Annotated in this window: 15 protein-coding genes; 4 read left to right on the forward strand and 11 right to left on the reverse strand. The window is 29.8% G+C overall.

The window, feature by feature from the left end:
• Positions 1-382 precede the first annotated feature (382 nt).
• The 4 genes from BG_RS00675 to BG_RS00690 are packed head-to-tail and all read right to left on the reverse strand — an operon-like array spanning position 383 to position 6,124.
• Positions 383-691: a PG0541 family transporter-associated protein gene (locus tag BG_RS00675; protein ID WP_011193491.1), complete on the reverse strand. Its 309-nt coding sequence runs from the start codon at positions 689-691 to the stop codon at positions 383-385.
• Between the two features lies 1 nt (position 692).
• Positions 693-3,905 (reverse strand): efflux RND transporter permease subunit, encoded by a 3,213-nt coding sequence (locus BG_RS00680; protein ID WP_011193492.1) that lies wholly within the window; start codon positions 3,903-3,905, stop codon positions 693-695.
• 18 nt (positions 3,906-3,923) lie between these two features.
• Positions 3,924-4,877, reverse strand: coding sequence for an efflux RND transporter periplasmic adaptor subunit (locus BG_RS00685; RefSeq protein WP_011193493.1), 954 nt, complete (start codon positions 4,875-4,877; stop codon positions 3,924-3,926).
• An 11-nt stretch (positions 4,878-4,888) separates the two neighbouring features.
• On the reverse strand, positions 4,889-6,124 hold the full coding sequence (locus BG_RS00690; protein ID WP_011193494.1) for a TolC family protein: 1,236 nt from the start codon (positions 6,122-6,124) through the stop codon (positions 4,889-4,891).
• A gap of 128 nt (positions 6,125-6,252) precedes the next feature.
• On the opposite strand from BG_RS00690, the gene yidD reads away from it, so the two are divergent.
• Positions 6,253-6,543: a membrane protein insertion efficiency factor YidD gene (gene yidD / locus BG_RS00695; RefSeq protein WP_083802090.1), complete on the forward strand. Its 291-nt coding sequence runs from the start codon at positions 6,253-6,255 to the stop codon at positions 6,541-6,543.
• Here the strand turns inward: yidD and BG_RS00700 are convergent.
• The 5 genes from BG_RS00700 to fliD form a co-directional block, all read right to left on the reverse strand.
• Positions 6,532-7,416 (reverse strand): glycine betaine ABC transporter substrate-binding protein, encoded by an 885-nt coding sequence (locus BG_RS00700; protein ID WP_011193495.1) that lies wholly within the window; start codon positions 7,414-7,416, stop codon positions 6,532-6,534. The two genes, yidD and BG_RS00700, sit on opposite strands and share 12 nt — an antisense overlap.
• Before the next feature lie 14 nt (positions 7,417-7,430).
• Positions 7,431-8,330 carry an ABC transporter permease gene (locus BG_RS00705; RefSeq protein WP_011193496.1) on the reverse strand — a complete coding sequence of 300 codons (900 nt, stop codon included), beginning with the start codon at positions 8,328-8,330 and terminating at the stop codon, positions 7,431-7,433.
• A gap of 6 nt (positions 8,331-8,336) precedes the next feature.
• A complete protein-coding gene (locus BG_RS00710) occupies positions 8,337-9,455 on the reverse strand; it encodes a glycine betaine/L-proline ABC transporter ATP-binding protein (RefSeq protein ID WP_011193497.1) in 1,119 nt (372 codons plus the stop codon).
• Between the two features lie 151 nt (positions 9,456-9,606).
• Complete coding sequence (gene flaB, locus BG_RS00715) at positions 9,607-10,617, reverse strand: flagellin FlaB (RefSeq protein WP_011193498.1); 1,011 nt, start codon at positions 10,615-10,617, stop codon at positions 9,607-9,609.
• Between the two features lie 126 nt (positions 10,618-10,743).
• Entirely contained in the window at positions 10,744-12,741 is a 1,998-nt protein-coding gene (fliD, locus tag BG_RS00720; protein ID WP_011193499.1) for a flagellar filament capping protein FliD, read from the reverse strand.
• Positions 12,742-12,911: 170 nt separating this feature from the next.
• Here fliD and nagA point away from each other — a divergent pair, with 170 nt between their 5' ends.
• Together nagA and nagB are read left to right on the forward strand one after the other, a co-directional pair.
• Positions 12,912-14,117: an N-acetylglucosamine-6-phosphate deacetylase gene (gene nagA / locus BG_RS00725; protein WP_011193500.1), complete on the forward strand. Its 1,206-nt coding sequence runs from the start codon at positions 12,912-12,914 to the stop codon at positions 14,115-14,117.
• 26 nt (positions 14,118-14,143) lie between these two features.
• Positions 14,144-14,950 (forward strand): glucosamine-6-phosphate deaminase, encoded by an 807-nt coding sequence (gene nagB, locus BG_RS00730; RefSeq protein WP_011193501.1) that lies wholly within the window; start codon positions 14,144-14,146, stop codon positions 14,948-14,950.
• Positions 14,951-15,016: 66 nt separating this feature from the next.
• Here the strand turns inward: nagB and BG_RS00735 are convergent, their stop codons facing one another.
• Together BG_RS00735 and secA are read right to left on the reverse strand one after the other, a co-directional pair.
• Positions 15,017-15,628, reverse strand: coding sequence for a superoxide dismutase (locus tag BG_RS00735; RefSeq protein ID WP_011193502.1), 612 nt, complete (start codon positions 15,626-15,628; stop codon positions 15,017-15,019).
• Between the two features lie 14 nt (positions 15,629-15,642).
• The gene (gene secA, locus BG_RS00740) at positions 15,643-18,342 is read right to left on the reverse strand and encodes a preprotein translocase subunit SecA (RefSeq protein ID WP_011193503.1); all 2,700 of its coding nucleotides are present in this window, start codon (positions 18,340-18,342) and stop codon (positions 15,643-15,645) included.
• A gap of 68 nt (positions 18,343-18,410) precedes the next feature.
• On the opposite strand from secA, the gene BG_RS00745 reads away from it, so the two are divergent.
• Complete coding sequence (locus BG_RS00745; RefSeq protein WP_011193504.1) at positions 18,411-19,544, forward strand: LIC_12708 family protein; 1,134 nt, start codon at positions 18,411-18,413, stop codon at positions 19,542-19,544.
• The last annotated feature ends 26 nt before the right edge of the window (positions 19,545-19,570 follow it).

Raw genomic sequence — 19,570 nt, forward strand, 5'->3', positions numbered from 1 at the left:
TAAAAAATTATTTATAAAGATCCCTACTATAAAAACATACAAAAGGCCAATAAGAATAAAAACCTAAAAAATTAAAACAAAGTTTAAAAAATATTTAATAAAAAAATAATTTAGAATCCAAAAGTAAATTTTCGTTTTAATATTCTAGCAAGTAATTTTTTCTCAAAATGCTGCTGCCTTCTACTTCTCATATTAATATTTCAAAAAATAATTAAACACTCCTGAATAAATAGAATATTCTCTTGGGTAAGAATTTTGCGAACTTAGCAGAAAATTTTGATCCTTTTAAAAATTATATTTTTACGCTCAAATATTAAAACATAATTTTTATTATTCAAAAACTTGCTACCCAAAACAGCAAGTGAAATTATAATCTTAAAGGTTAATTTTCCAAAATAAAAAAATTAATCCCCTCTGTAGGGTAAGAACGATTCAAATCATCTACAATATTCTTCAATCTATTAACAATAGATTTATTGGAGGTATAAATAATCAGAATAAAATTTTCTTCAGGCCAAACACCATTGCCATGTTTTTCCCCCTTCTTGCCTTTCCCATAAACATTTTCTATCTTAGAATAATATATAGGCTCTCCTAGCTCTTGCTCTATTTTTTCCATACATTCTAAAATATCAAGCTCTAAAGATAAGTTGGAAATTATTTCAATCCTATACCTATGAAATTTAGTCATATCAATCCCCATCTTCTTCAAATAGATTATCATAACTACTTTTAGTCGAATTATTAATTTTGAATGATTTTTCAACATCTAAATTAGGCACCACCCTTTTTAACCTAGATTTGAAACTTGAAACAATATTGGAAAAAACTTCAAAAAGCATGGGAATAAAAAACAAAGTAAGAAATGTACTAGCTGTCATTCCGCCAATAAAAGTGAATGCAATTGGCTTTAAAAGTTCATTCCCACTCCCACTAGAAAATGCCATAGGAATAAGCCCTATTATTGAAGTCAAAGAAGACATTAAAATTGGCCTAAGCCTTGAACGACAAGATTCAATAATTGATTCTCTTAGTCCAAATCCTCTCTTGATCAATAAACCAGTATAGTCTATAAGAACAATTCCCGTATTTACCACAACACCAACAAGCATAAGCATTCCAATTGCAGCAAAAATAGAAAGTTTTTCTCCTGCAAGAAAATGTATGAGTACAACCCCTATTGCCGTTAAAGGAATTGTAAAAATAATAATAAATGGTTTTAAAAAAGATTCAAATTGAGAAGCCATAATACCAAACACAACAATAACAGCCATTGTAATTATTATTTTAAACTGATTCATAATATTTGAAAATTCATCATATTCTCCTTCAACCTTAAGCACTGTGCCTTCTTTATGGGGTACCTTATTATTAATAAAATCTATAACTTTTGCGGTTACTTGAGTTAAATTATCATTTGGAGAAATGCTTGCATTAAGATATATAGTTAAAGCTTGATTTTCTCTGTAAATAGATTCGGCTTTATTAGTTTTTTCAAAGGTAGCTATTGATGAAAAAGGAATTTTAACTCCAGATGGACTTGTAATAAATATTTTTCCCAAATCTTTTAAATTTTTAACATCCATTCTATCAAGCTTAAGAACAATATCATAATTAAGCCCATTCTCTACATATTGCCCAGCAACAACACCATTAACGTTAGCCTTTAATTCACTTAAAATGGTATTCATGTCAATGCCATAATTATAAGCTAGCGCTCTATCTATCTCAACGCCAATTTGAAGCTGCAAATCATTTATACTAAGCCTTGGATTTACAAGTTCAGGAATTTCTTTTTTAAACATAGAAACTAAAATTTTTCCATAATCTTTTATATATTCAAAATCATTACCTGAAATTTTAATTTTAATAGCATCTCCACCACCTAAAGCATTGCCACTGGAAGGCTCAATATTAAATTCGGGATAAAGATTTCCAATGCGATTCATAATTTTATACTTAATAGCATCATAATCTATACTTTGAATCAACTTGCCTCTTGACTCTTCCTTAAGGGGAAACAATATATTGAAAGTTATTCTGTCAGCATTTAAAGTAGAAATAATACTTTTGTATCCCTTAGCCTCACTTTTTACAATTTCTAAAAATTTATTCGAATAAAATTTTGCATATTCCAAATTAGTTTTATTAGGAAAATTTAAATTAATAACAATTGAGTTCTCTTTACCTCTAGCAAAAGTTGTCACATCTAGCAATAATCCTAAAAACAAACTACCAATAAAACTAAAAAAAACAATCAACCCAAAAATCAATTTATGATTTAAAACTATATTTAATAAATTGATATACAAAAATTCTAAAAAATAATAAATCCTAGCAAAAAAAGTATCAATTTTCCTAATAAAAGCATTCTTAATATTTTTTTGAAAACTTGTATATAAACCGACATAATGGCTTGATAAAACAGGAACTAAAAAAATCGCAACTAAAAGAGAAACTCCTAAAGAAATAACAATCGTAAATGAAAAGTCTTTAAAAAAATCTCCATATACCCCAAGTTCTGATTTGAAAATAAGAAATGGACCAAAAACACAAATAGAGGTAAAAGTTGAAGATGTAATAGGCAGCATCATCTCTTGAGCTCCAAGAATAGAAGATGAAATAAGCTTTGCTCCTTTTTGCCTATATTTATATATATTGTCTATTACAACAATTGAACAGTCAACAACCATTCCAATTCCAAGCGCAAGCCCTGCAAGACTCATAATATTAATAGAAATATTTAAAAAATACATTAAACAAAAGGTTAGAATAATTGCTATTGGAATAGAAATTCCAATAATTATTGTAGCCCTAAAGCTTCTTAAAAAGAAAAAAATAACAAATATTGCAAGTATGGCTCCAAAGTAAGCTGAATTTACAACCGTTGAAATGGACGCTTTAATAAAATTAGTACTATCAGAAGCAATCTCCAATTTCATATCTTTAGGCATAGATAATTTCAATTTTTCTATTTCTCTTACAACAACATTAGAAACCGCAATAGAATTGGCATCACTACGTTTTTGAACCGATAAAGAAATTGAAGGCAATCCATTATATTCAACATATTCTGATAAATCTTCAAAATCGGTCTTAATATTGGCAATATCTTTAAGTTTTATCTCAATAGCAGATGAATTTATGCCAGAAGAAATGGCGGGAATCTTATAAGCTATTACTACATTACCTATTTCTTCAATCGATTTAAATTTTCCAGACACTTGAACTAAATATTCCAGGTTATTCTCTATTATATTACCAGCTGAAAGTTCTAAATTTTGAGATGCTATAATTGAAGATATTCTCGACAAAGAAAGTCCATAAGACTCTAATCTGTTTTGGGAAACTTCAATTAAAACACGTTTTTTACTTCCACCATTAACAGTAACAATTGCAACTCCATCAAGCCTTTCAAGCCCAGGTTTAATGACCTCATCAGCATATCTTTTAAGCTCAGAAACAGGCCTTACAGAATTAATAGTAATTTCCATTACAGGAATATTTTTAAGATTATATCTAAAAATTCTGGGGGCCTGTGATTTACTGGGCAATAAAGATTTTACCAATTCAAGAGCATCTCGAATTTCATTTAAAACTAAGTCCCAATCAGTTCCATGATAAAATTCAAGTGAAACAGTGCTACTTTCTTTAGAAGAAGTACTATATATATTCTTCAAATTCTTTACAGAACTTAAACCACTCTCAAGAACTCTAGAAACACTCTCTTCAACTTCTCTAGGAGAAGCACCGGGATAAGCGGTGTGAATACTTATTTGAGGAATATCAATTCCAGGTAAAAGGTCTATTTTTAATCTTGAAAAAGTATATAAACTTATCATCATTACCAATGAAAATAAAATCAACATTGTTATTGGTTTGCCAACTATTCTCTTAACCAACATAACACATCTCCCAATAAACTAAATATTGCTTTCAGCTGAAAGACTTTTTTTTGTATCTACTAAATTTATTGGAGTTCCATTAGAAAGAGTAGACATACCTTCTACTACAATTAAATCATTCTCTTTAACCTCACCCGAAAGCGCTACAATGCCATCTATTTCAAAAAGTACTGTAACGGGTAACATTTGAACGCTTTTGCCCTCTAAATCAAGCTTAAATACAAATTGCTTACCCTCTCGCTCAACAACAGCTTCTCTTGGAATCTTAATTACATCTCTAAAACTTTTAGTAATAAGTTTAATTTTAGAAAACATACCAATAATCAGTTTATCTAAATTACTACCAATAGGTGTAAGATATACCTCAATAGTGCGACTTTTAGAATCTAAAACAGGAGATATCTCTGAAACTTTAGCTTTAAACTTTTCATTAGGATAAGCTCCAACCTCAATAATAGCATCATTTCCAACTTTAATATTTGAAATGTATTTCTCAGACACATAAGTTAAAATTTGCTTTGCATCCGTCCTTCCTACTACTGCTATACTGGATTGAGGATTAACTGTTTCGCCAATTTTTTTTCTAATATTTAAAATATATCCTGAGATTGGCGCTCTTACTGGACTATTCAAATATACAGAACCGGGTCTTGAAGGATCAAGGGTTGCAATTACTTGCTCTTTTTTAACATAAGTTCCAAGTTTTACTCTCAAAGAGGTTATTTTACCAGCAGCATCTGGAAAAATATCTGCCTTGACTTTTGTATCTATATCTCCATTTAAAGACAAATAATCGCTCAAGGTTCCCTTTTTGATTTTTATGGCAATTACTGGAAATCTATAAGCACTTTCTTTATACTTATTAATATTTTTGTCATCTAGCTTATTCTTACTGACACAAGCAACCAAAACTAAAACTAAGACTAAAAAATATTTTTTAAAATATAAGTTAATATTAAAAATCAAATTCATAAAAATACCTCTTAATCTAATGAATTTATTAAATCTTTATATTCAAGTATGGAATTGGAATAATTCAATTTATCCTCAATAAGCTTCAAATCACTCTGCTTATAAGCAATCTCAATATCATTCAATTTAGAAAGATCTATGATTCCGGAATTAAAAGCATTAAATGCCATTTGATAATTTTTACTAGCTAATTCTACATTAATTTTAGAAGCATCAAGAATCGTTTTATATTTTCTAATATCCTTTCTTTTTTGAACAATGCTAGACTTTAAATTTCTAATTTTACCTTCAATATTGTTTTGCAATATTTTTAGTTGATAGTTACTATCTTGTATTTTTGTAAAACTCTTTGAAAATGGAAATATTTCAGTTAAACCATAATTTAAGCTGAAGGATGCTGAAAATCCACTTGAAAAACCTTTAGAATTTTCATTAAATGACCTATAAGGAGAGTAAGAAAATGACAACGAAAGACTTGGTAAAAAAGTATCTAACCAAAGAGAGTCAATAAGCTGTTCTGTCATTTTTAAGCGCATATTCAACTCCTTGATTTCTAATGATTCATTAAAATTTAAAGCTTCATTAAATAAGGAGAAATCTATTGTATCGTCTGGCAATTCCCCAACAATTTCAAAATCTTGATCCGGATCTAATCCTATTAATAATTTGTAAATTTCTTTTGATTTTTCAAAATTAATAATCTGACCATCTAAGTCTGGCTGAGATTTTTTATGTTTAAGCTGTGCATCAAGGAAATCTATTTCTGATATTAGTCCATTATTATAAGCAATTCTAGCTTGTTCAAATTTTAGCTTACTGTTTTGTATCTGACTCTCAAAAACTTTCAAAATACTCTTTAGAGCTATTAACTGATTGTAAGCCTTAAGAACATTAAGCTTAATATTACGAACAGCACTTTCCCTTTCTATTTTTGCATTTTCATACTCCAACATAACAAGTTCCATTCTCTTTAAAACAGAAGGCGACAAAGAAAGATTAATAGCAACCCCAAACCCCAAGCCCCAATAATCTCGCTCAAGTTCACTCAAAACAGAAGAATTTCTACTAAGTGTAGAGCTAAGGTTAACATTTGGAATAAAAACATTCCATGCATTATTTTTATAAAGTTTTTTTATATTTTCCTTGTATTGAGCATTTTCTGAATCCAAGCTATTTTCTAAAGCCATATTTACAGCTTGTTTGGGTGATATTTGAATAATTTCAGCAAAAGAAAAAGAGACAGTCATAAAAATTAAAAAAAATTTTTTAATTTAAAGCCTCCTTTATAATAAAAATAAAAACTTTAAAGTTATAAAACTTAGTTAACATTTTTAATTCACTTGATTAATCATTATATTATAATACAATTCTAAATATGAATATTTTTAAAATTTTCTTTATCTTAAATTATATTTTTATTTTTTTAATAAGAATATACCAAAACACTTTTTCTAAAGTATTTGGACTACAATGTATATACAAACCTACTTGCTCAAAATATTCAATTGAATGCCTTAAAAAATACAATTTTCTAACAGCGCTAATACTAATGACACTAAGAATAATAAGATGTAATGCATTATTCAAAGGAGGAAATGATTTTATTCCTAAATACAATCCTATTTCAACATCTTTAAAAGAATTTCAAAAAAGATTAATCAAATAAAGTCTTATATTTTTCTGGAACCCACATCTTTACAATTTCTTTATTCTTTTCAACAAATTCAACTGCATTTCGATACTCTTTACCTGGTTCTTTATCATTTCTATCCATCAAAGGTAATATTAAATCATCATTCCAATAAAAATGATCAAAAACATAATATGCATCAAGATCGTCATTTTCAAGACCAAGTCTAACAAGAGTGTGCACACTCTCAATTCCTCCCATAATTAAATCAGGATCATCAAGCAACTTAATATCATACCTAGAAAAAGCCCAATGGGGTTTCCATAAAGGAACTAAAACCCACTCATTTCTCTTTATTGCAGAATCCAAACTTGCAAGCATAACGCTCTCACTTGAAGGAACTAGCTCATACTCTTTGCTTAATCCATAATAATCGAGCGCTTGTTCTGTAACAATCTGAGTTCCCGCACCAGCATCTATGCCAATCATTTTGTTCTTAAACTTATCCCCTTTTCCCTTAAGCTCACTAATACTAGAAATTGGAACATAGCTTGGCACCACAAACCCTTGAATAGTTCCCTCATAGTTTGAACCAAGATCAACAAATTTTGTTTTCAGTTTTTCGTAATAAAATTTATCAGCTGTAGGAATCCAAGAAGATACCGTGCCATCTACTTTTCCAGTTGCTAAGTATTGATACATTACGGATGTAGTAACTGAAAATATTTCTGCATTGTAACCCATTTTCTCAAAAACAACCTTCAATACATTTGTAGCTGCTGTTTCTCCACCCCAATTCACATATCCAATTTTTACAGATTTCAAATTCTTTGAACTCTTTTTTTCATCACAAGACAAAAATATAAGAAAAATAAAAAATCCAATAAATAATTTATATATAAAATTCATCAAATACCCCCCATTTATTTATTATATATTTCTAAAAATCTTTTAAATTTATTTTCTTTCTTTCCACCATAATGATCTGTATTTAAATAGCTAAATTTAATAAAAATAGATTGCATAACCCTGTCTAAAATAATAGCTATAATAACAACTGCTAATCCAGATATTAAGCCCTCACCAAAATTTAATCTTTCTATGGAATAAATTACAGTCCTGCCTAAACCAGACGATCCAACCATTGCAGCAATTACTATCATAGATATCGCCATCATTATTGACTGATTAATGCCCTCGATTATACTCTGAAGAGAAAGAGGGAGCTGAACCTGCAAAAGAATGCGCAAATTGCTACTGCCAAAAGACTTGGCAGCTTCTATTACTTCATCTGAAACTTGAACAATCCCTAGCCTTGTATATCTAATAACAGGAGGCATGGCAAAAATTATTGTAGCAAAAATAGCAGAAGCTGTACCCATTCCAAAAAAAGGTATGGCGGGAATCAAGTAAATAAACGGGGGCATGGCTTGCATTAAGTCTAGAATGGGTTTTAAAAAAACATAAAATCTTGGAAAATATCCCCCCAAAATACCTATAGGAATTCCCAAAATAACAGAAACAAATACAGAAACAAATATAATAGCTATTGTATCCATTGAAGCTTCCCAAAGATCAAAATACAAAATAAAAAAGAATCCGGGCAAAATTAAAAATACTAATCTCTTTTTCAAGAAAACCAAACTTAGTAAACATGCAGTCAAAATAAAAATAATGGGATTAACAAAAAGAAATAAATTTTTTAAACTTTCATATAAAAAAATTATACTTTTAGAAAACCCTACCCCATCAGAAGTTGAAAAATTATCAACCAAAAAATCAAAAAAATTATCTATTTTTAATATAAAAAAATCTTTACTCATAAATTCCTATCTTGACAATAAATCGGAAATTTCATTTAAATTAATATATCCGACAATAGCTCCCTTTTCTTTTATTATTAAATAGTCTTGCTTATTCAAGTATTCAACAATTTTTTTTATCTCGTCATTTAGCTCTAAATCTAATGACACAAGATTTTCATATTTTTTATTAAGAACTTTATCATATAAACTAAAATTTTCACCTTGATACTTAATAACAACATTTAAACCATTATCACTGCCAGAGTTTAAATCAAAATCATCTTTTAAAATATCTTTTATTTTTAAAATATTTAAAACAGGTAAATTTTTAATAAAATGAGATATAAAATCTGTACTAGGATTAGCTAAAATTTCCAAAGGTTTACCAACTTGAATAATTTTTCCATCTCTCATGAAAGCAATTCTGTGTCCCAATTTAAAAGCTTCAATTAAATCGTGGGTAATAAACACAACTGTTTTTTTAAGTTTAGCTACTAACCTTAAAAGTTCTTCCTGCATTTCTCCTTTAATTAAAGGATCAAGCGCCGAAAAAGCTTCATCCATTAAAAGAATATCAGGATTAACTACTAATGCCCTTGCTATTCCTACTCTTTGTTTCATCCCTCCAGAAAGTTCATTAATATACTTATACTTTGAATCTTCAAGTCCTACAAGATTTAATACCTCAATAGCACGTTCTTCTCTAATCTTCCTAGGGATATGCTTGACCTCAAGTCCATAAGTAACGTTTCTCAATACATTCATATGAGGAAAAAGTCCAAAGTTTTGAAAAACCATTGCAAATTTATCTTTTCTTAAATTAGAAAGATCTTTGCGATTTATAGCATTCATTTCCATGTTATTTACCAAAATAGATCCTGAATCTATTTTGTAAATACCATTTAAGCACCTAACTAAAGTAGACTTGCCACAACCTGACATTCCCATAATAACTAAAATTTCATTTTCATAAACATCAAGATTAATATTGGCATTTGCAATAAAAATAGAAGATTCTTTGTAAATTTGCATTCTATCTTTACCATCTTCATAATCTTTTATAGCTTGAATTATCTGCTTTTTGCCAACATAATAAGAAAATACTTTATAACAATCTTTAATTTTAACAGTAACCCTACTCAAAGCAAACTCCTCAATAAGCCTGCATTATACTTAATAACACATTATCATAAATTATACTAAAATTATTAAATTTTTGCCGATCCTAAATAAAAAACAAAAGATCCTTTACAAGGATCTTTTGTTAATAATTTTTACTAATTAAATCAAAATTTTATCTAAGTAATGACAAAACATATTGGGGAACTTGATTAGCTTGCGCAATCATTGCCATTGCAGATTGTGTCAAAATACTATTAGTTGTAGATGCTACAACCTCATCTGTCATTGTAGCATCTTTTATTTGAGCATAAGATGCTTTTAGGTTTTCAATAGCATACTCAGTACTATCCTTTATAGACTCAAGTCTATTTTGGAAAGCACCTAAATTTGCTCTTTGATCACTTATCATTCTAATAGCATTTTCTATTTTAGCAAGAGATGTATTAGCGTCAACTGTAGTTGTAACATTAACAGGAGAATTAACTCCACCCTGAGAAGGCGCTGTAGCAGGTGCTGGCTGTTGAGCTCCTTCTTGTTGAGCACCTTCTTGAACAGGTGCAGTCTGAGCAGCCTGAGATCCTTCGCCAGAGAATAGATTTGCAACATTAGCAGCATAAATATTTACAGCAATCGCTTCATCTTGATTTGCTCCTACATGAACTCTTAAGGTCCAAGAAGCTTGAGATCCTGAAAGTGACGCTGGTGTGTTGATTTTTGCAGGTTGCATTCCAAGTTCTTCAGCTGTTCTTACATTCTGGGAAGCAGATTTGTTTGATAACATGTGCATTTGGTTATATTGAGCTTGATCAGCAATTCTATTAATTTCGTCTGTAAGTTGCTCTATTTCAATTTGTATAGAACCTCTGTCTGCGTCTGAATATGTACCGTTACCTGATTGAACTGCTAATTCTTTCATTCTTACTAAAACTTTTTCTACTTCATTCAAATTTCCCTCTGTTGTCTGAATAAAATTAATAGCTTTTGAAGTGTTTCTAGAAGCTTGTGATAAACCTCTTATTTGAGCATTAATCTTCCCAGAAACCCCCATACCAGCAGCATCATCAGAAGCTCTATTAATTCTGTAACCACTAGAAAGCTTCTCTTGAGTTTTACTAAGATTAGCAGCATTAATACTATTATTTCTTGAAGCATTAATAGCTGATGTATTATGATTTATAATCATATATCATTCCTCCATGATAAAGTTTAATTATTTATTTTTGGCAAATCCTTTTACCTGTTAAAAAGAATAGCACAAAAAATTAAAAAAAAGAAACGCAGATAACAATAGCATTAAAAATAATTGTTATTATCTATTTCTTTGATTAAAATCAAAAGCCTTTAATGTATTTTCCTGATCTTTCATTCGCTTAACGGTAAAATCTAAGATATTAAGCTCGCCTTCTACTTTTCTCTCTCTATCATCGTACTTTTTTTTATAATCTTCAACTTTATTTTTTTGATTAACAATTTTAAGATCGTAATTTTTTATTTTATTATAAATAACTCCTCCAGAAGTCACAAGAGGCGCTAAACAATCTCCTAGCATTTTGGCAATCCCATTATCATAGACTCTGTCGCCATTAAGGTCAAATAAAAAAAGTTCTCTAACATTATCAATGTTGTTGCGAATCGATTCATCAAACTTTTTCTCATCAAGTCTCAAATATCTGGAAAGTCCCCCAGAAGAAGAAATAGAGTTGGTAAACACTCCCATCTGATTAATTATTGAAAAATTAGGATCACTAGTAACATAAGGCTTAAAAATTATTGATTCTAGTCTAGATTTAAGATTTTTCAATAAAAATTCAGACCTTAGAACACCTAAATTTTTATAAGCCTCTTCTTTTTGAGATTCACTAAGATAAGTCAGCTCTTCAACTATATTGGACTTTTGATTTCCAAGTTGATCTTCATTGGAACTTACAATATTAATCTCAGCAATAACCTCATTATAAGCACCAATAAAATCTAAAAGGACTCTCTTAATTCCCTCGTAATCAGGTTCAACTTTAGCCTCAACCATATCACTTGAAGCTTTTTTTAAACTTAATGTCACATTTGGAATTAAATCATTAATAACATTTAAATCTCTCTCAACATGTACTCCATCAAATATAATTTTTGCATTCTCGGCAAAACTTTTAGCATTTATTGGTAAATGGCCATCTCTATTTTTGGGATCAAAAACTTCGACATTGCTAATCACAATTACTTTATTATTTGCTGTAATTTCAATATTTATTTCTTGTAAATTAGAAAAAGCTCCAACATCAGCTTCAACTTCTTCAAAGTTATTTGAAATATTTATTGAAGGAAGCTCTAGAGAACCCTCTATATTGCATATTTTAACCATATTCATTTGAATATATTTTTTTTCCAAAGGAGTTTTTAAATCAGATCCAAGATCAACTACACTATATTCACTGTCAACTTTTGCATCCTTAAATGTAGCTTCTCCGGGATTAAAAATAATCTTACTGTCAGGCTCTTCTAAACCTGTATCAAAATACTTGACTTTAAATTTAATTTTACTCCTAGATGTAATTTCAATATCTTCAGGAATTTCAATCGACACCTCTGAAAGCGGATTTAAAACAAGGCTATTGTTTTCAAAAACAAGTCTATTATTACTACTAGATTGATTTACAACAATATCTGAAAAGGTAGGATTAAAATTAGTTTTAAGTTCACTTAAAATGCCAATTTGCTTAGCAAAAGACAATCCTTCCCCTTTGATAACAAGTTTATTCTCTTTGCCTTCCTTTAAGGACTGCAAAATAAAACGACTATTCCCATTTTTATCACTTTTTACTATTTTTGCAGATAAAAAGCCCTTTCCCTTGTTATTAATATCCTTAACAAGCAAATCAATGTTGCCATTACTTTTTACATTAATTTCCTTCTTCCCAACTAAAAATATATAATCTCCTTCTGGGATTGTAACTTTTTTAGGATCAAAATTTGAAGATAAAAACACATCAGCTGACGCTATTTGATCAACAATTAATTTATGAGTCTCATTCTTGGATCCATACCGAGTAGACAAGGTTAAAACTTCGCTATTACTAGAATTCCCTGACATTAGATTAAAAGGACTGTTAAGTGACGTAATTTCTTTTGCAAGAGAATTTAAAGCAGAGATTTTTCTATTAATTAACTGCCAAGCGCTTTTTTCTTGTTCTAAAGATTCAAGTTTCTTAAAAGAAGAATCAATTTTAGCTCTATCGGGCTTAAGCATAGATTCACGAATTTCTTTAGTATTATATTTACTCTCAAGTCCAGGAACAAAAAATCCTGATGCCATAATGACATCCTCCAGAGCACATTATATCATTAATAAAATTGAAAATAAAATATAAATTTAAAAACATAAACTTTAAGCATCAAAGAGCTTAAAAATAGAAAAATATAAAAAAGCAAAAACTTTAAAAAAGGTTAATGTTTATAGTAAAATAAATTAAAAGGAATATGAAAATGCCAAATTTTTGCTTATTCAACTCAAAATCCGTTTTAACTGGAAACGACAAACTAGATAATTCAGCGGTCCTTATTAAAGATAATGAAATTTTTGATATTGTAACATCTGATAGACTTAAAAAAATGGATCTCAGGGAATATCAAATGATTGATGCAAAATGCAACTATATAACTCCTGGACTTTACGACAGCCATATTCATGGATTTCACGGTTATGGGACAGACCAGTGCTCAACAGAATCAATACTTAAAATGTCAGAGCATTTGGCACAATACGGTGTCGTAGGATTTTTACCAACTCTTTATCCAAGACCAATAGATGAAATGATTCAAACAATAAAAGCTTGTACAGCAGCAATTGGCAAGGAAAAGGGTGCTAAAATTTTAGGACTTCACCTTGAAGGGCCATTTTTCTCCCCTGAAAAAAGAGGCGCACACCCTGTTTCTTATCTTCACGAACCGAGCATTAAAGTTATGCAAAAACTAATAGATGCAGCTGGTGGAATATTTACAGGATCAAACGGCCAAAAAAAAACACATATAAGCACAATGACTGTTGCTCCCGAGCTTAAAGGAATGAGAGAACTTGCAATGTTTTGCCTTGAAAACAATATAAACCTTCAAGCAGGACACACAAACGCAACATATGAAAATATGATCGAAGGATTTCAAGTTGGAATACTTCATACGACCCATTTTTTCAACGCAATGTCAAAACTTGACCACAGAAATCCAAATGCAATAGGAGCAGTATTAATACATGGTGATGTTTCTTGTGAAATTATTGCAGATGGTCATCATATACACCCAAAATTAGTTTTAATGATGAGAAAGCTTAAAGATATAAGTAAAATAGTCCTTGTAACTGACGGACTTACTCCAAATTTTCAAACTTCTGGAAAACTAATTGCAAACGGAGATGAAGTTTATATTGCAGAGGATGGCTTATTCCACAGTGTGAAAAGCAACACAATAGCTGGATCAACGCTTACAATGATACAAGGTCTTAAAAATTTAGTAGAATTCGGCTACAGTTTAAGTGATGCTGTTCAAGCAAGCTCTTACAATCCAACAAGAATTCTTAATATTGATAAAAAGGGATTAATATGCCATGGATATGATGCAAACATCAATGTCTTAGATAAAGATTTCAATTTAAAATTAACAATGATAGAATCTAAAATAATTTTTAACAATCTCTAACTTTAACCCATTTTAAGGAGATCGCAATGAGATTAATAATCAGACCTACTTATGAAGACATATCGAAGTGGGCAGCCAATCACGTAGCACAAAAAATTAAAGAATTTTCTCCAACAAGAGAAAAGCCATTTATCCTTGGACTTCCAACAGGAAGTTCTCCAATCGGCATGTACAAGAATTTAATTAAATTATATAAAGATGAAAAAATTTCATTTCAAAATGTCATAACCTTTAACATGGATGAATACATAGGAATTGAAAAAAATCATCCCGAAAGCTACCATTCGTTTATGTGGAAAAATTTTTTTTCTCACATTGATATTAAAAAAGAAAACATAAACATACTAAATGGAAATGCTTTAAATCTTAAAAAAGAATGTGAAGAGTATGAAAAAAAAATCAAATCTTTTGGGGGAATCATGCTTTTTGTGGGTGGAATAGGGCCTGATGGACACATCGCTTTTAACGAACCAGGCTCCTCCTTGACATCAAGAACAAGAATTAAAACTTTAACTCAAGATACAATCATTGCTAATTCAAGATTTTTTGAAGGCAATGTGAACAAAGTTCCTAAAAGTGCTCTAACTGTTGGAGTTGGAACAATTATGGATTCACAAGAAATTTTAATAATAGTAAATGGACACAATAAAGCAAGAGCATTAAAGCATGCTATTGAAAAAGGTGTTAATCATATGTGGACAATTAGCGCGCTTCAATTACACAAAAATACAATCATAGTATCTGACAAAAAGGCAACTTATGAATTAAAAATCGGAACGGTAGAATACTTTAACGACATAGAAAGAGAAAACTTTAATAATGATTTAAAATAAATTACTTAACATTTTAGAATAAAATACTGGCTCTAAAATTAAAAATTTTATCTTTATAAAGTAAAGCTAATTGTTAGCTTCATTGTAAATTTTTGAAACTTCTTCCCAATTTAAAGCCTTTAAAAATGCATCAACATATTCAATTCTTCTATTTTGATATTTAAGATAATAGGCATGTTCCCAAACATCAATACCTAAAATCGGCTTATAAGACTTCATTAAAGGACTGTCCTGATTGGGCATTGAAATCACTTTAAGCCCACTATCAGGACACAATACTAACCATGCCCAACCACTTCCAAAAATTTTCATTGCGGTATCTTTCAAGCTAGCCTTAAGAACATCCGGGCTTCCAAAAGCTGTATTAACATCATTTTCAAACTTTTCTAAAAGATTGCTCTTGTTTCCTGGTTTCAAACTTCTAAAATATAAAGTGTGGTTCGAATAGCCCCCAGCATTATTTCTTATTGGGGTTTGAAATTCATCTGGAAAATCATGAATATTTTTTAATATGCTTGACACGTCTTTTAAATAACTTTTTCCCATTTTTTCAAAAATAGAATTCAAATTCATTACAAAACCATTATGGTGCTTGCTATGATGAATTTCCATAGTTTTAGCATCAATATAAGGCTCAACAGCATCGTAATTATAACCAAGTTCTGGCAGTTTAAACATAAAAACCTCCTATTCTAACTTTTGCCATGACAATTTTTATATTTCTTCCCACTTCCACAATAACAAGGCTCATTTCTGCCTATTTTAGGAGAACTTCTAACCACTTGAACATTAGAAACATTTTTATTTTCATTAATAAGAATTCCTGAAAGTTCTTTATGAATTGAATTAACATTTTTAGACTTCTTTACTGACTTAAAATCGGAAGAATTGCTGTCCAATTTCAACTGAAGAACACGCCTTATGGTAGAAACTTTAATGTCTTTAATAAGCTCGCTAAATATTAAAAACCCCTCTTCTTTGTACTCTGTAATTGGATTTTTATTAGCATAAGACCTTAGATAAACAGCCTCTCTTAAAGAGTCTAAATTTGCAAGATGCTCTTGAAATTTAAAATCAATATTTTTCAAATATTCATATCTTAAAAATCCATTAAAAAGATCCCTGCCGATCAAATTTTCCTTTTCATCTAAATTTGCCCTTGCTATTTGCATTAGCTTAGCCTTTAAATCAAGGGAATTAATATTTTCAATAGAACCAAGACTCTCAAGCATATAGGCAAAAATTAAATTTATTTCATTTAAAAAAACACTTGAAACTGAGCCGCCTTTTGTCCCCTCAAGCAAAAAACTAAGATATTCTTCTAAAGCAATAAGAATACGATCCTTAATAGCTGTATCTTCAAGAATAGAATTTCTCTGAGCATAGATAAAATCTCTCTGCTTTGTAATAACATCGTCATACTCTAATAAATGCTTTCTAATTTCAAAATTTCTGTCTTCTACTCTTTTTTGGGCATTAATCAAAGATTTGGTTAAAAGAGAATGTGTAATAGGTTCTCCAGTTGCCATTCCAAGCTTACCCATTAATGACCTTAGGCTGTCTCCAGCAAAAAGACGCATTAAATCGTCCTCAAGCGACACATAAAATCTTGAGCGTCCAGGATCACCTTGTCTACCGCTACGCCCACGAAGCTGATTGTCTATTCGCCTTGATTCGTGACGTTCACTACCAATAACATAAAGCCCACCAAGACTTTTAACCTCATTATAGTCTTTTAAGTAATTTTCTCTTTCATTTTTAACAGCCTCTTGAAATTCTTCAAGGCTTACATTAGTTCCAATTTTTTTCCTAACCCTGTGCTCAATATTGCCTCCAAGTTTAATATCCGTACCACGACCAGCCATATTTGTTGCTATTGTAACCGCATGTTTCGCTCCAGCCTCAGCAATAATAAATGCTTCCCGAGAATGATTTTTTGCATTAAGAACTTCATGCTTAATACCTCTATTTTTAAACATAGCTGATAAAATCTCAGATTTTTCAATAGAAGCAGTTCCTACTAAAACTGGCTGCCCCTTCTTGTAAGTTTTATAAACCTCATCTGTAATAGCATGAAACTTAAATTCTTCCGTATAATAAATAGTATCCTCTTCATCTATTCGTGCTAACAATCTATTTGTTGGAACCACAACTACATCAAGATTATATATTTTATGAAATTCCTTGGCTTCTGTATCAGCTGTACCCGTCATACCAGAAATTTTATCAAACATTCTAAAGAGATTTTGAAAAGTAATGGTTGCCATAGTCTTATTTTCATTAGCAACCCTAACCTCTTCTTTAGCCTCAATAGCTTGATGAAGCCCATCGGAATATCTTCGTCCTGTTAAAACTCTACCAGTAAATTCATCTACAATCTCAACTCCAGAATCACCGACAATATATTCTCTATTTTTAAAAAAAAGCAAATGAGCTTTCAAAGCTTGAGTCATATAATGAACATAATTAAAATTTGAATCAGTATACAGAGACCCACTAATAATGCCTTTAGAAACTAAAAGCTGCTCAAGATTATTAAGTCCTTTAGCAGTAAAAGAAATTCTTTTTGCTTTTTCATCAATAGTATAATCACCATCAAGATCGTCTATTTCTAAAGGATAATCGCCTGACTTGGAATCTTTAGAACACTCTTTTAAAAACGACACAAGAGAATTAACCTCAAGATAAGCATTGGTATTGCCCTCAGTAGGCCCTGAAATAATAAGAGGGGTTCTTGCCTCATCGATCAAAATAGAATCGATCTCATCAATAATGCAATAATTAAACTTTCTTAAACATTTTTCATTTAAGTCATAACGCATATTATCTCTTAAGTAATCAAATCCAAGTTCATTATTTGTAACATAAGTAATATCTTTGGCATATTGATCTTTTCTTCGCTCATAATCCATATTAGAGAGAACAACCCCCACAGTAACACCCAAAAGATCAAAAACTGGCTTCATCCAATTAGAATCACGTTCCGCAAGATAGTCATTAACAGTAACAATAATAACTCCATCTCCTGTCAAACTATTTAAATAAGCTGCCTGAACTGACGAAAGAGTTTTTCCTTCCCCCGTTTTCATCTCTATTATTTTACCTTCGTGAAGAGCAAGCCCCGCAATAATTTGCACATCATAAGGCCTTTCTTTAAGACGCCTTCTAGCAGCTTCTCTAGACAGAGTAAAAGCTCGCTCTAAAATATTCTCTAAAGAATTACCCGATTTTAATTCATATTTAAGCTTTTGAGTCTCTTTTGAAAAATCTTCATCCGCTAACAATAATGCCCAACGCTCAAGCTTATTAATATTCCTTAAAGTTGGAAGATAATCTTTTAAATCTCTTTTACTTTTTGAGCCAATGGCTGGCTCAAGTACTGCTTTTAACATGATAGGTATTAATTCTCCTAAATAATTGACTTAAAGTCATTTTTCATTTTAAATGATTATATAAAAATATGAAAAAATACTATAATTCTCTTACATTAAGCTTACTTTTTACAATTATATCATGTAATACTAAAACTTTAAACGAACTAGGAGAAGAGCAATTCAAAATACCATTTGGAACACTTCCTGGTGCAATAATGCCCCTGGATAACAAATTTACAAATTCAAAATTTGATATCAAAACGTATAATGGACTAGTTTACATTGCAGAAATAAAAACAAATAAATTAATGATTTTTAACTCATACGGAAAACTAATACAAACTTATCAAAATGGAATATTTAAAACAAATCCCGATTTAAAAATAAAAAAAATAGATTTTGAAGGAATTGAAGCAATATATCCGCTAAACGATTTTATTATTGTTGCAGACAAACTAAATAATAAAAAATCAAAATTTAATCAAAAAGAAAATATTGCATACTTCATGAGAATACTAATACTAAACAAAAACTCGTCTGTAGAAATTTTGGGTCAAGAAGGTTTAAACGGAACGCCATTTCCACAAATTTACGATGTTAACGTTGATGAAAATGGCAACATTGCAATAATATCAATATATAGCGAAGGCTATATAATATATTCTTATAATAAAGAACTTTCTCCGCTTTATAAAATTTACGTCAATGAAAACCTACTAAAAACAATAGACAATCAAAAGAAAAAATACAATATCTCAATAGACAAGGTTTTTTTTGAAGTTAACAAAAAAACTCTTTATGTAAAAATCACCTACTATGAAAACATTGGCGACAATGAAAATATAAACGATCTTGGAATTAAAATTAAAGATCAATATATCTATAAAATGAGTTTTAAAAAAAACAAAGAATTTGAAGTAATAAGTAAAATTGCTCTTCCTAAGAACTTACTAGATGATAAACAGGAAAGCTTTATAAATATTATAAAAATACAAAAAGATAAAATAATAGCATCTACTAACATGAAAAATTTATCTAACAATTTAATATGGAAATTAGACAATAAAGGCTCAATTAAAAATCAAATAGCTTTAATTGAGCCTCCAAATTTAATATTTCTCTCTGAAAGTTTATCTAAAGATGGAATACTTAGCATACTTTACGGAGGGAAAACTGGTGTTAGTGTTTACTGGTGGAATTTAAATACATTATTAAAATAATAATTATAAAAAGGTTAAATTTGCAA

This window comes from Borreliella bavariensis PBi, from assembly GCF_000196215.1.
GTDB classification, from domain to species: domain Bacteria; phylum Spirochaetota; class Spirochaetia; order Borreliales; family Borreliaceae; genus Borreliella; species Borreliella garinii.

Coding starts and splice junctions, on each gene's coding strand:
- BG_RS00675 (WP_011193491.1), bottom strand. CDS start 691: ATGACTAAATTTCATAGGTATAGGATTGAAATAATTTCCAACTTATCT.
- nagB (WP_011193501.1), top strand. CDS start 14,144: ATGAGATTAATAATCAGACCTACTTATGAAGACATATCGAAGTGGGCA.
- yidD (WP_083802090.1), top strand. CDS start 6,253: ATGAATATTTTTAAAATTTTCTTTATCTTAAATTATATTTTTATTTTT.
- BG_RS00700 (WP_011193495.1), bottom strand. CDS start 7,416: ATGAATTTTATATATAAATTATTTATTGGATTTTTTATTTTTCTTATA.
- nagA (WP_011193500.1), top strand. CDS start 12,912: ATGCCAAATTTTTGCTTATTCAACTCAAAATCCGTTTTAACTGGAAAC.
- BG_RS00685 (WP_011193493.1), bottom strand. CDS start 4,877: ATGAATTTGATTTTTAATATTAACTTATATTTTAAAAAATATTTTTTA.
- secA (WP_011193503.1), bottom strand. CDS start 18,342: ATGTTAAAAGCAGTACTTGAGCCAGCCATTGGCTCAAAAAGTAAAAGA.
- BG_RS00745 (WP_011193504.1), top strand. CDS start 18,411: ATGAAAAAATACTATAATTCTCTTACATTAAGCTTACTTTTTACAATT.
- fliD (WP_011193499.1), bottom strand. CDS start 12,741: ATGGCATCAGGATTTTTTGTTCCTGGACTTGAGAGTAAATATAATACT.
- BG_RS00705 (WP_011193496.1), bottom strand. CDS start 8,330: ATGAGTAAAGATTTTTTTATATTAAAAATAGATAATTTTTTTGATTTT.
- BG_RS00735 (WP_011193502.1), bottom strand. CDS start 15,628: ATGTTTAAACTGCCAGAACTTGGTTATAATTACGATGCTGTTGAGCCT.
- BG_RS00690 (WP_011193494.1), bottom strand. CDS start 6,124: ATGACTGTCTCTTTTTCTTTTGCTGAAATTATTCAAATATCACCCAAA.
- flaB (WP_011193498.1), bottom strand. CDS start 10,617: ATGATTATAAATCATAATACATCAGCTATTAATGCTTCAAGAAATAAT.
- BG_RS00680 (WP_011193492.1), bottom strand. CDS start 3,905: ATGTTGGTTAAGAGAATAGTTGGCAAACCAATAACAATGTTGATTTTA.